This is a genomic window from Rhizobium album, assembly GCF_003122325.1.
Classification (GTDB): Bacteria; Pseudomonadota; Alphaproteobacteria; order Rhizobiales; family Rhizobiaceae; genus Metarhizobium; species Metarhizobium album.
The window spans coordinates 140,919-153,753 of the sequence record NZ_QFBC01000002.1; the positions used below are offsets into that span (position 1 = coordinate 140,919).

Annotated in this window: 11 protein-coding genes and 1 tRNA gene; 9 read left to right on the forward strand and 3 right to left on the reverse strand. The window is 60.0% G+C overall.

Annotated features, from left to right (window positions below):
- Window positions 1-6 precede the first annotated feature (6 nt).
- From DEM27_RS04785 to DEM27_RS04795, 3 genes are all read left to right on the forward strand, one after another.
- A complete protein-coding gene (locus DEM27_RS04785) occupies window positions 7-804 on the forward strand; it encodes an SDR family NAD(P)-dependent oxidoreductase (RefSeq protein ID WP_109457068.1) in 798 nt (265 codons plus the stop codon).
- A 44-nt stretch (window positions 805-848) separates the two neighbouring features.
- On the forward strand, window positions 849-1,640 hold the full coding sequence (locus DEM27_RS04790; RefSeq protein WP_205908865.1) for an SDR family NAD(P)-dependent oxidoreductase: 792 nt from the start codon (window positions 849-851) through the stop codon (window positions 1,638-1,640).
- A gap of 410 nt (window positions 1,641-2,050) precedes the next feature.
- Window positions 2,051-3,562, forward strand: a complete 1,512-nt coding sequence (locus DEM27_RS04795; protein WP_109457069.1) for a FadR/GntR family transcriptional regulator — start codon at window positions 2,051-2,053, stop codon at window positions 3,560-3,562.
- Between the two features lie 187 nt (window positions 3,563-3,749).
- Here the strand turns inward: DEM27_RS04795 and DEM27_RS04800 are convergent.
- Window positions 3,750-3,826, reverse strand: a tRNA-Arg gene (locus tag DEM27_RS04800).
- Between the two features lie 234 nt (window positions 3,827-4,060).
- On the opposite strand from DEM27_RS04800, the gene DEM27_RS04805 reads away from it, so the two are divergent.
- Window positions 4,061-4,321: a hypothetical protein gene (locus tag DEM27_RS04805; RefSeq protein ID WP_109457070.1), complete on the forward strand. Its 261-nt coding sequence runs from the start codon at window positions 4,061-4,063 to the stop codon at window positions 4,319-4,321.
- Between the two features lie 193 nt (window positions 4,322-4,514).
- Here DEM27_RS04805 and DEM27_RS04810 read toward each other — a convergent pair whose 3' ends face one another.
- Together DEM27_RS04810 and DEM27_RS04815 are read right to left on the reverse strand one after the other, a co-directional pair.
- A complete protein-coding gene (locus DEM27_RS04810) occupies window positions 4,515-4,961 on the reverse strand; it encodes a hypothetical protein (RefSeq protein WP_109457071.1) in 447 nt (148 codons plus the stop codon).
- A 53-nt stretch (window positions 4,962-5,014) separates the two neighbouring features.
- On the reverse strand, window positions 5,015-6,019 hold the full coding sequence (locus DEM27_RS04815) for a LysR family transcriptional regulator (RefSeq protein ID WP_109457072.1): 1,005 nt from the start codon (window positions 6,017-6,019) through the stop codon (window positions 5,015-5,017).
- A gap of 261 nt (window positions 6,020-6,280) precedes the next feature.
- Between DEM27_RS04815 and chvE the strand changes: the two genes are divergently transcribed.
- The 5 genes from chvE to DEM27_RS04840 all read left to right on the forward strand — a co-directional run bounded on the left by chvE (window position 6,281) and on the right by DEM27_RS04840 (window position 12,811).
- Window positions 6,281-7,351 (forward strand): multiple monosaccharide ABC transporter substrate-binding protein, encoded by a 1,071-nt coding sequence (chvE, locus tag DEM27_RS04820; protein ID WP_109457073.1) that lies wholly within the window; start codon window positions 6,281-6,283, stop codon window positions 7,349-7,351.
- A gap of 114 nt (window positions 7,352-7,465) precedes the next feature.
- Complete coding sequence (mmsA, locus tag DEM27_RS04825; protein WP_109457074.1) at window positions 7,466-9,001, forward strand: multiple monosaccharide ABC transporter ATP-binding protein; 1,536 nt, start codon at window positions 7,466-7,468, stop codon at window positions 8,999-9,001.
- Window positions 9,001-10,206, forward strand: coding sequence for a multiple monosaccharide ABC transporter permease (mmsB, locus tag DEM27_RS04830; protein WP_109457075.1), 1,206 nt, complete (start codon window positions 9,001-9,003; stop codon window positions 10,204-10,206). The genes mmsA and mmsB overlap by 1 nt, the downstream gene beginning before the upstream one ends.
- Window positions 10,207-10,307: 101 nt before the next feature.
- The gene (araD1, locus tag DEM27_RS04835; RefSeq protein WP_109457076.1) at window positions 10,308-11,303 is read left to right on the forward strand and encodes an AraD1 family protein; all 996 of its coding nucleotides are present in this window, start codon (window positions 10,308-10,310) and stop codon (window positions 11,301-11,303) included.
- Between the two features lie 74 nt (window positions 11,304-11,377).
- On the forward strand, window positions 11,378-12,811 hold the full coding sequence (locus DEM27_RS04840; protein WP_109457077.1) for an aldehyde dehydrogenase family protein: 1,434 nt from the start codon (window positions 11,378-11,380) through the stop codon (window positions 12,809-12,811).
- Window positions 12,812-12,835 lie beyond the last annotated feature (24 nt).

Here is a 12,835-nt window from a genome sequence, read left to right on the forward strand (position 1 = left end):
TCCGACATGTATACATCTCTGAAAGATAAACTGGCAGTGGTCACAGGTGGAGCGAGTGGGATCGGCTTGGCCTGTGTCTTGCAACTTGTCAGGGCTGGCGCTGGCGTCATCAGTATTGATCGAGACCGGAACACCAGCCACGAATTTCCCTCTGCGGCGGAACAGGTACAGATTGACGTCTGCGATGAGGCTGTCATCAAAACTTTTGCGGAAAAGCTGAGAAGCAATCGAAAACACGTCGATTACCTTGTGAACTGCGCGGGCATTGTCCAGTCACCTCTTCCGCCCGACGAACTGTCCGCCGAACTGTTTAAGCGCGTCGTGGCGGTCGATCTTGAAGGAACCTTCAATTCCTGCGCGGCTTTTGGGTCCGACATGGCCCTGAGAGGAACAGGCTCGATCGTGAATATCGCATCTGTTGCCGGTATGCGGTCCATGCCTCTACATGCCTATTCCCCTGCGAAGGCCGGGGTGATCAGCCTTACAGAGTGCCTTGCCGCAGAATGGGGCCGCTCAGGCGTGCGGGTCAATACAATTTCACCGGGATACACTTTGACCGCGGCGCTAAGGTCGCAAATCGAGCTTGGCAACCGTGATCCAAGGCAACTCAAAGAAAACTCCTGCCTTGGTGTGATCATTGAACCAGACGACATTGCGAACGCAGTTCTTTTTTTATTATCCGACTATGCATCCATGATCACGGGAGCAAACCTGCCGGTTGATGCGGGTTGGCTCGCTGCTGGTTCGTGGCAGACTTTCGGTGGCGTAAGAGCAGTCAGGGAGCTGGCTCCTGACTTGACGTGATCGACGTGTAGCCGGCCAACCCATCTCATTTGAAAGGAGTTTAGGTGAACGGCAGCTGGAATTTTAGCGACCAGGTGGTCATGATCACCGGTGGAGCAAGCGGGTTGGGTTTCGCAGGAGCTGAAGCCTTTGCGGCAGCCGGCGCGACACTGGTCTTGGCGGATATTCGCGCAGAAGCCGCTCAACTCGCTGTGGAGCGTCTGGGGGGCGGACCTCATCTCGCTGTTTCGGGTGACGTCGCGGTCGCTGCAGATGTCGATATGATGGTGAATACGGCACGAGAAGCGTTTGGACGGATCGACGTTTTGGTGAATTGCGCCGGCATTCCCGATGTGTTCCGGCCCACGATTGAACAGGATTATGAGCAGTTCCGCCGCCTCGTTGACATTCATCTCGGAGGAACGTTTCTGGTATCGAAGACCGTCGCACCGGTAATGCTGGCGAATGGCCGCGGGGCTATATGCAATATCAGCTCTATCGCTGGCGTACTCGGACTGACCCCTCGCAACGCTTACAGTGCCGCCAAAGCAGGTATCTCGATGCTGACACGCACATTGGGAACGGAGTGGGTCTCACGTGGGGTGCGCGTGAACTGTATCGCTCCCGGCTACATTGTGACCCCGTTTTTCGACCGTCTTGTAGCGGAAGGAAAGCTTGATCAGCATCGAATTATCCGGCGGACACCTATCGGTCGCCTGGGCAAGGCATCGGAGCTTGCTGAAGCGATGCTCTTTTTATGCTCATCGAACGCCTCCTACATTTCCGGCGTCACGCTCCAGGTGGATGGCGGCTACATGTCATGGGGTGCGCCATCGGACGCGGCCGTAGACGCCTGATACCCAGTGCTACAGGAAAGAGCAGCGCGTTCTGTTGGCCTTGGTCAACCGCTAAGACCAGGCAATGCCGTAGCCTCCGGGCGTCTCATAAAAGCATGATCACTGGCCTTGAATTGGTCCATCAATCCCCAAGCAGTAAGATATTGAGAAAGAACATAGATTGTTCAAATTGCCGCCACTCGGCCTTGGTCTCTCGTGGCGATTTCGCGGGTATTCATGCTCGGCTCCTTCGATCGGAGCTTTCGCCGCCGGTACGACGTGTCGCTCAAATCCACTAGAATTGAATGCTGATTTATGATGCACTTGTTGAGTTTAGCCTGCCATGAAGCGTTGACGTTCCCTTCGTAGACGAAAACGAGTGCAGACGGATTTATTGCGGATCAACGTGGCCGTGATACGGAGAAAGAAGCATGCACGATACTCTGGAACTTCAATTGTCGCTCTTGCGTGGGGAAACTCCGAACCCTATCGATGTGAGGTCAATTGGCCGACCAGGTCGGCTTATGCTGAATATTCAAAAGAAAGCAATGCTTTCAGATCGCCTCGCGGTTAACCTCCTTGCGATGATAGCAAATGGGCGTCTCCAGCCTGGGACGCAGGTTCCTCCGGAACGCCGCATCGCGAACGCATTGATGACGAGCAGAGTGTGCGTTCGCGCCGCGCTGAACCGTCTTAAATCTATCGGATATCTGGAAGCCGTCCAACGTTCAGGTACACGAGTGGTGACCAACGGCGAGCAACTTGAGTTCTTGCAACAGGCCAGCCGCAGAAGTCTGGAGGATCTTGCAGAATTTTGCCACTTCTTCGACGAGCTGCTTATTGAACGATGCATGGCAAATGCGAACCAAAAAAAGCTCGCCCTTCTGGCTGGCAGTCTCCTCCAGAGCATTCCGACGGATGACCAGCCGCCCCGAGAATTCGAGTGGCGAGCGTTCATGGCTGAAATGTCAGGAAGCAAGGTCTTTGTGCTGCTGATGCAACATCTGACACGCGGCTTGCGTGCATACTTCGATACCATTCATCGCGCACCGAAAACGGCGCAAATGCGTGATAATCTCTACGGCATCTACACGCGGCTAGCTACGCAGATAGCCCGGGGAGACCTTGCAAGCGTCCTTGTACTCCTTCGTGAGAAGAATGAACTTCTGCATAGGGCTCTTCGTCCGCCTTTGTGCGTTCTTCAAGGCGGTTTGGCAGAGGACGAGATGCTGGTTGAACTGGCAGCGCAGCAACCCGAGACTTTGCGCGATGCAATTGCTCGCGAAATTGCAAGTATGATTGCGACGCGACAACTTGAAGCCGGCGACCGCTTGCTCAGTGAGAGACGCCTTGCCGATCTTTTCGGGGTTAGCCGGGAATGTGTCCGCAAAGCGCTGGCTATCCTGAAATTAAATGGACTCGTGGAGGCGGACGAACGCGCCGGCACCAGAGCTATCATGGATACTCCCGACAATGAACTGGCAAGAGGGCTTAGCACCAGCGCATCCGAGGACTTTTCAAACTTCAAGGACCTCTGCGCCATCAGGCATTACTTAGAGGTTTGCGCAGCGAAACGTGCGGCGACCCACGCAACGGACACAGATATGCTGGCCATGCGTCGCATTCTATCGGAAATGAAGCGGCCAATTGACTCGCCTCAGCGAAAGATCGATCTGGATCTCAACCTCCACCTGACGATCGCCCGTGCAGCAGGTAGTGCTCTGCATTTGTATGTTTCCGAAGTCCTGAGAAACATCGTGCTGGGATATTTCAATTACTCGCTGAGCGAACCTAAAATCGGCGCTGGACGTGACGCACTGCTTTATGAGCAGCATACCGATATTGTAAAAGCGATAGCCGCCAAAGATCCACAACTGGCCGCAGAGGCGATGGAGCGTCATGTAAGAACGTTTCGCGACGGTTACGAAGCCTCCGTCGCATGAAAACGCTTCCATCTCGTGTTATCGGCCAAGCTTTTCAATGAATGCCATGACGTCCTCAGCAAACAGCTGTGGTTGCTCCAGTGCCCCAAAGTGACCACCCTTCGGCATTTCCATCCACTGCCGGATATCCGCAAACAAGGTCTCTGCAAGAAGATGTTAGGAGATATGAACATGTCAAAAAAGGAATTGGCGCACCCGACAGGATTCGAACCTGTGACCTTTGGAATCGGAATCCAACACTCTATCCAGCTGAGCTACGGGTGCATGCCGCGGCGAAAAGATTCGCTCGTCGTCTGGTGAGGCGTTCTTTAACCCAGGATCGGTTGCGCTTCAATGCGAAAATTGCGCCGTGGCGAACTATGATGTGCCGACGGCGATCACCAAGCAGCGTCGGTCGGTCGAAATAGGCAGAGAGGCGGTGGAACCGTAAAGGAGTTTCCCGCGCCGCCATCATGCTATACAGGGCGGCAACATGTCAGGAACAACAGGGAAGCCGCCATGCAGTTGATCGATCCGAGCCACCCTACCTACCGACCGCTTTGGGTGCGGCTGGCGATCGTCGGGTCCTGTTTCGGCTGGGCGATCGTCGAACTCGTGGCGGCGCAGCCGTTCTGGGCGATCCTGGCCGGTGCAGCCGGCGCCTATGCCGCCTATATGCTGCTCCTGACCTTCAATCCGCAGGAGCCGGCCGCGACGAACACGCCAGCCCAGAACCCGGACGATGGCGACGAGGCGCCTGCGGACAACAAGCAGGACTGAGCCCTCCCCGGCCAAAGGCATTGCCGCGCCCACCGTGACTCCGGCGAGAGCGTGGAACAAACCCCCGTGCGAAACAGCAAGGTTTTGCAGGCGCAGACATGTGCAGGCCATCCAGGCGGGGGCGGATGACAACGGCCTTAGAGTGTCCGCTTTTCCGCACGCAAAGCCGCTACGGACTTTTGCAGGAATTGCTCTATGCGTCCAGCCGGCGCAGCGCCTCGTCGATCATCAGGTTGGCGATGGTCATACGGATCGTGGCGTTGTCGCGAAAATTTTCGTGCACGCCGTCGGGGTGATTGAACTTGGCAAACAGGCGGCGTTTTTCGTTGAGCCGCGCCACGCCGTCCGACGGCGACAGGGCAAGATCCTCGGCAATTTCTTCCGGCAGGAGCCGCAACAGATGGTCCGGCATCACCGGTTCCTCCTCCGGCACCGGCGGCGGCGTGTCCTCCAGCACGTCGAGATAGGAGCGTTCCGCATGGCGGCTGCCGATGGCGCCCTCCATGGTCGCGGCCACAAAACCGGTGGAAAAGCCCCGCACGCGATAGGCCGAGGCCGCCGGCGCCTCGTCCTCCTCCTCGGATCTTTCCTGCTCCAGCCGCTCCAGCACCGACTGGAACAGCGATTGACCGAACAGCATGTCGTCTCCTTCTTTGGCCGCCAGAATGGCGGCTGGAGATGGCGCCGGGCTGGTCAGGCGGCCGCCAGCGCCAGGCTTTCCTCCAGGATGATATCGTAGAGCAGCCTGGCGCTCGGCGGCAACTCGCGCTCGCGCACCGTGATCAGGCTGTAGGGCTTGACGTTGATCTCGAAATCGATCGGCAGGATGCGGATGTCGCCGGCCCGCGAACTCTGGCCGGCCAGGAACTGCGCCATGTCGACGGCAACAGGGGCGATCGCGTCGGATTTGCAGACCACCGCCGCCGTCAGCAGCAGGGAGGAGGTGTTGATGATGTTTTCCGGCAGCGGCACGTTGGCGGTCACGAAGATATCCTCGACGGTGCGCCTCAGCAACGTGCCCGGCGGCTGGAACACCCAGTCGAACGCCGGCAGGTCGGAAAGGCTGGCGGCCGGCTTGCCGAGCAGCGGATGGCCCTCGCGCACCATCAGGCAGGCACGCTCGATGCCGATCTCGTGCACATGGAACAGCCGCGGGTTGAGATCGTCGGGAATGCGGCCGATGACGAAATCGTGCCGCGCCGCCAGCAGTTCGCGGGCAAGCACGTTGCTCGTCTCCACCTGCACGTTGATCTCGATGCCGGGATAACTCGCCGTCACCTTGTGGATCGCCGGCACCACCAGGCTGATCGCCGGCGCCGTCACCGCGCCGATGAACACCGACCCGCCGTTGCCGGTGCGCAGTTCCGCCAGTTCCCGGTTGGCCTCGCGCAGCTCCAGCAGGATTTTTCGTGCCCGCTTGGCCAGCGCCGCGCCGTATTTGGTCAGCATCACGCCGCGCGCCACCCGCTCGCAAAGCGGCGTGCGCAGGATCGATTCCATCTCCGACAGCATCCGCGACGCAGCCGGTTGCGATATGTTCATCGCCTCCGCCGCCGCGCTGATCTGGCCGTGATCCTCGATCGTCACCAGCATGCTGAGATGCGTCAGCTTGAGCCCCGACTTGAGAAGGGCCAGTGCGTCGATATCGGTGGAAAGCGGTGTATTTTCAGGCCATGATGGCTGAGAATGCTTTGTCATGATAACCTTTCCGGGCCATGCCGGCAGTCACGTTCTGAATGCGCTCACTATATCATTTTTGATATAGGAGATGCAATTTATTCGATTTGACAGTTATGGGAAAAAAGACGAGTTTGCGGAGGTGTGCTGGGAGCAGATGAAAAGGCTGGCGAGATCATCAGGGTGTCTTCGGACCCGTTGGTGCGCTTGTTCTCGACTGGCCCACAGTTTCAGGGCGGGTGCAAACAACACCTGCCGCATTGATCACCAAGGGAGAGAGAAATGAAGACCCTTCTTTCGTTGTTCGCAGCGACCGCCATCGGCGTCGCCTCGTTCGTCATGCCCGCGCTCGCGCAGGACAAGGGCGTCGTCGGCATCTCCATGCCGACCAAGACCTCCACGCGCTGGATCTCGGACGGCGAGACCATGGAAAAGCTGTTCAAGGAAGCCGGCTACACCCCGGACCTGCAGTTCGCTGACGACGACATTCCGAACCAGCTCGCCCAGATCGAAAACATGGTCACCAAGGGTGCCAAGGTTCTCGTCATCGGCGCCATCGACGGCACGACGCTGTCCGACATCCTGCAGCGCTCGCACGATGCAGGCGTCAAGGTCATTGCCTATGACCGCCTGATCCGCGATTCCGGCAATGTCGACTATTACGCCACCTTCGACAACTTCCAGGTCGGTGTCCTGCAGGCCACCAGCCTCGTCGACGGCCTCAAGGCAAACTTCGCCGACGTGAAGCCGTGGAACGTCGAACTCTTCGGCGGTTCGCCGGACGACAACAACGCCTTCTTCTTCTATGACGGCGCCATGTCGGTCCTGCAGCCGTTGATCGACAGCGGCGACATCGTCGTCAAGTCCGGCCAGACGGGCATGGAACAGGTCGGCACGCTGCGTTGGGACGGTGCCGTTGCACAGGCCCGCATGGAAAACCTGCTGTCCTCGACCTACACCGACGGTCACGTCAACGGCGTTCTGTCTCCTTATGACGGCCTGTCCATCGGCATCCTGTCGGCTCTCAAGGGCGTCGGCTACGGTTCCGGCGAACTGAAGATGCCGATCGTCACCGGCCAGGACGCTGAACTGCCGTCGGTCAAGTCCATCCTTGCCGGCGAACAGTATTCGACGGTCTTTAAGGATACGCGCGAACTGGCAAAGGTCGCCGTCGGCATGGTCGACTCGCTGATGCAGGGCAAGGAGCCTGAAGTCAACGACACCAAGACCTACGACAACGGCGTCAAGGTCGTTCCGTCCTACCTGCTGAAGCCGGTTGCCGTCGACAAGACGAACGCCAAGGACATCCTGACCACGTCCGGCTATTACACCGCCGAGCAGATCGACAACTAATCCTCGTTATTGGCCGGGGGTCCGTGTTTCATCGCGGATCCCCGTACGATATGGAGGTGTTTATTGCCGGCTGGCCCCGCGCTGACGTTGCGGCCGCCCTGGAATGTGACTGACATGGAAAACATCATTCTCGAAATGCGGAATATCACCAAGACGTTTCCAGGCGTGAAGGCGCTGGACAACGTCAATTTCAAGGTCCGCGAAGGAGAGATCCATGCACTCGTCGGCGAAAACGGCGCCGGCAAGTCGACATTGATGAAGGTTCTCAGCGGCGTCTATCCCGCCGGAACCTACGATGGCGAGATCCACTACGACAGTGAGGTCCGCGCCTTTTCCACCATTTCCGACAGCGAAGATCTCGGTATCATCATCATCCACCAGGAACTGGCGCTGGTGCCGCTGCTGTCGATCGCCGAAAACATCTTCCTCGGCAACGAAATCGCCGCCAAGGGCGTCATTGACTGGCGGGAAACCTTTTCACGGACGCGCGAACTGCTGGCCAAGGTCGGCCTCAAGGAAGCGCCCTCGACGCTGATCACCGATATCGGCGTCGGCAAGCAGCAGCTGGTCGAGATCGCCAAGGCCTTCTCCAAGAAGGTGCGCCTGCTGATCCTCGACGAACCGACCGCCTCGCTCAACGAGACGGATTCCGACGCGCTCCTGCAGCTGCTCATGGAATTCCGCAACCAGGGCCTGACCTCGATCATCATTTCGCACAAGCTCAACGAGATCAAGAAGGTCGCCGACAAGATCACCATCCTGCGCGATGGCGGCACCGTGGAAACGCTGGACTGTCACAAGGAAGACATCAGCGAAGACCGGATCATCAAGGGCATGGTCGGCCGCGACATGGAAGACCGCTATCCGCCGCGCGAGCCAAAAATCGGCGACGTGCTGCTCGAAGTGAAAAACTGGAACGTCTTCCACCAGCAGCATCGCGACCGGCAATTCCTGCACGACGTCAATTTCAACGTCCGCGCCGGCGAAGTCGTCGGCATCGCCGGCCTCATGGGCGCCGGCCGCACCGAAACCGCCATGAGCATCTTCGGCCGCTCCTGGGGCCACAAGATCACCGGCGACGTGTCGATGCACGGCAAGCCGGTGGACGTCAGCACCATCCCGAAGGCGATCGATGCCGGCCTTGCCTATGTCACCGAAGACCGCAAGCACCTGGGTCTCGTGCTGATCAACAACATCATGCACAACACCTCGCTTGCCAATCTTTCGGCGGTGGCCAGCAACGGCGTCATCGATACGCGGCGCGAAGCCCAGGTCGCCACGGACTATCGTTCGCGCCTGCGTATCCGCTCGCACTCCATCTATCAGGAAGCGGTCAACCTGTCCGGCGGCAACCAGCAGAAGGTCGTCCTGTCGAAATGGCTGTTCACAAACCCTGAAATACTCATCCTCGATGAGCCGACGCGCGGTATCGACGTCGGCGCCAAATTCGAGATTTATTCCATCATCAACCAGCTTGCCGCAGAAGGCAAAGGCATCCTGATGATTTCGTCGGAAATGCCCGAGCTCCTTGGAACCTGTGACCGCATCTACGTCATGAACGAAGGGCGCATCGTTGCCGAGCTTCCGAAGGAAGAGGCAAGCCAGGAATCGATTATGCGCGCCATCATGCGCTCTGGGGAGAAAAATTAATGGCCGGCGAAACCAGCGCTTCAAACACCACTTCGATCGGAAGCTACCTTCGAAACAACATCCGCGAGTACGGCCTGCTGGTCGCGCTCGTGGTGATCATGGTCTTCTTCCAGGTCATCACCCAGGGCGTGCTGTTTAGGCCGGTCAACATCACCAACCTCGTGCTGCAGAACTCGTTCATCGTCATCATGGCGCTGGGCATGCTGCTGATCATCGTCGCCGGGCATATCGACCTGTCGGTCGGCTCCATCGTCGCCTTCATCGGCGGCCTGTCGGCGATCATGCTGGTGAAATGGGGGCTGCATTTCTCCATCGTCGTGCCGATCTGCCTCATCCTCGGCGGCGTCGCCGGCGCCATGCAGGGTTATTGGGTCGCCTACCAGAAGATCCCGTCCTTCATCGTCACGCTGGCCGGCATGCTCGTCTTCCGCGGCCTGACCTACCTCGTGCTGCAGAACCGCCCGATCGGCCCCTTCCCGAAGGACTTCCAGCTGCTGTCGACCGGCTTCGTTCCGGACCTGCTGGCCTTCGCCAACCCGGCTCCGACGGTCGTCACCAACTTCTTCGCCCTCGTCGTCGTCGTGGTGCTGGTCATCGCCGCCGTCTATTTCGGCCTGAAGAAGCGCCGCACCAACGAGTTGCACGGTTCGGAAAACGAGCCGATGGTGTTCTTCGCGCTGCAGATGGCCATCATCGGCGCCGTCGCCATCTTCATCGGCTTCCAGCTGTCGACCTATCGCGGCTTCCCGAACGTGCTGGTGGTCATGGCGCTCCTGATCGCGCTCTACACCTTCATCACCAACCGCTCGACCATCGGTCGCCGCATCTACGCGCTCGGCGGCAACGAGAAGGCGACCAAGCTTTCGGGCATCAACACCGAGCGGCTGACCTTCTATGCCTTCGTCAACATGGGCGTGCTCGCCGCGCTCGCCGGCATGATCATCGCCGCCCGCCTGAACTCGGCCACTCCCAAGGCCGGCGTCGGCTTCGAGCTGGACGTCATCGCCGCCTGCTTCATCGGCGGCGCCTCGGCTTCCGGCGGCGTGGGCAAGATCACCGGTGCGGTCATCGGCGCCTTCATCATGGGCGTAATGAACAACGGCATGTCGATCATGGGCCTCGGCATCGATTACCAGCAGCTCGTCAAGGGCCTGGTGTTGCTCGCAGCCGTCTTCTTCGACGTCTACAACAAGAACAAGGGCTGAGCCGAAGCGCCAGCCCCCGACAAGCAAGAGCATGGAGTTGGCCGCCTTCGGGCGGAACGGGATCCCTTTGACTCCTCTCGACCCGGAAAAGGAACGAACGCATGTTGATTTCTCAGGTCAAGGGCACGGACGGCGCCATCGTCGTCGCCGTGCGTGAAGTGGGTGGCGAAGCGAAGGCCGTCGTCGGCGCCGGCAGCGTCTATGCGCTGGCCATGGAAGCCGCCAATGCCGGCAAGAGCCTGGCGGATGTCATCGCCACCAAGGGTCTCGGCGAAACCGTCGATCTGGAAAAGGCCTATGCGGAAGGCCGTCTGCTGCCGCCGATCACCCATCCCGATCCGGCCCACCTGCACCTGACCGGCACCGGCCTCACCCATCTGGGCTCCGCGGCAACGCGCGATTCCATGCACAAGAAGGCCACCGAGGCGGCGGAAGAAACGCTGACCGACTCCATGAAGATGTTCAGGATGGGCATCGAGAACGGCAAGCCGAAGGCCGGCGAAAAGGGCGTGCAGCCGGAATGGTTCTACAAAGGCAACGGCACGCAGACCGCCGCCCCCGGCGCCAACCTTGTTTCCCCTTCCTTCGCGCTCGACGGCGGCGAGGAGCCGGAAATGGCCGGCATCTACGTGATCGCCGACAACGGTACGCCGTTCCGGATCGGTTTTGCGCTCTCCAACGAGTTCTCCGACCACGTTACCGAACGCATCAACTATCTCTACCTCGCCCATTCCAAGCTGCGCATGGCAAGCTTCGGTCCGGAAATCCGCATCGGCGCCGCGCCGGATGATATTCGCGGCCTGTCGCGCATCAAGCGCGGCGACGAGGTGATTTTCGAAAAGCCGTTCCTCTCGGGTGAAGCGAACATGTCGCATACCTTCGCCAACCTCGAATATCATCACTTCAAGTACGGCCTGTTCCGCGCACCGGGCGATATCCACGTCCACATGTTCGGCACGGCCACCCTGTCCTTCGCCGACGGCATCAAGCCGCAGGCGGGCGATGTCTTCGAAATCGAGGTGAGCGAATTCGGCTTGCCGCTGCGCAATCCCCTGGCGGTCGCCGCCGAGGAAGAGATCGTGGTGCAGCAGCTCTAGTTCACGGAAGGTCCGTCGCATCCTCCCAGGGCAGCGGACCTCCTCCCCACATCCGAAAGGAGGCTCCCGGAGCCATGACCATCTATCAGAACCTGATCGCCGGCGAATGGATTGGCACCAACGCCACCGCCAACATCAATCCGTCCGACACCAATGACATCGTCGGCGAATACGCCTCCGGCACCGCCGCCGACGTCGCGTCTGCCATCGCCGCCGCCAAGGCCGCCTTCCCGGCCTGGTCGCGCTCGGGCATCCTTGAGCGCCATGCGATCCTGAAGAAGACCTCCGACGAGATCATCGCCCGCAAGGAAGAACTCGGCCGCCTGCTTGCCCGCGAGGAAGGCAAGACCCTGCCCGAAGCCATCGGCGAAACCATCCGCGCCGGCCAGATCTTCGATTTCTTCGCCGGTGAATGCCTGCGCCTCGCCGGCGAGGTGCTGCCCTCGGTGCGCCCGAATATCGGCGTCGAGATCACCCGCGATCCGCTGGGCGTCATCGGCGTCATCACGCCGTGGAACTTCCCCATCGCCATTCCCGCCTGGAAGATCGCCCCGGCACTCGCCTACGGCAACACCGTCGTCTTCAAGCCCGCCGACCTCGTGCCCGGCTGCGCCTGGGCCATCGTCGACATCCTGCATCGCGCCGGCCTGCCCAAGGGCGTGCTCAACCTCGTGATGGGCAAGGGCTCCGTCGTCGGCCAGGCCATGCTCGACAGCCCGGATCTCGCCGGCCTCACCTTCACCGGTTCCACCGGCACCGGCAAACGCGTCGCACTCGCCTCCATCGAGCATAACCGCAAGTTCCAGCTGGAAATGGGCGGCAAGAACCCGATGGTCGTGCTCGACGACGCAGACCTCACCGTCGCCGTCGAAGCCGCCGCCAATTCCGGCTTCTTCTCCACCGGCCAGCGCTGCACCGCCTCTTCGCGCCTGATCGTCACCGAAGGCATCCATGACAGGTTCGTCGCAGCCCTCACCGAAAAGCTGAAGACGCTGACCGTCGACAACGCCCTGATGGCCGGCACCCATATCGGCCCGGTGGTCGACGAAAAGCAGTTGAAGACCGACACGGACTACATCGAGATCGGCAAGTCGGAAGGCGCCAGGCTCGCCTTCGGCGGCGAACTCGTCAGGAACGAGACGCCCGGCTTCTACCTGCAGCCGACGCTGTTCACCGAGGCGTCCAACAGCATGCGCATCGCCCGCGAAGAGATTTTCGGGCCGGTCGCCGCCGTGATCCGGGTGAAGGATTACGACGAGGCGCTTTCCGTTGCCAACGACACGCCGTTCGGCCTGTCGGCCGGCATCGCCACAACGAGCCTCAAGCATGCGACGCATTTCAAGCGCAATTCGGAAGCCGGCATGGTGATGGTCAACCTGCCGACCGCCGGCGTCGATTTCCACGTGCCCTTCGGCGGCCGCAAGGGCTCCTCCTTCGGTTCGCGCGAGCAGGGCAAATATGCGAGCGAGTTCTTTACAACCGTCAAGACGGCCTACACGCTGGCCTGACATATCCGAAGATCCGGGCCGTCC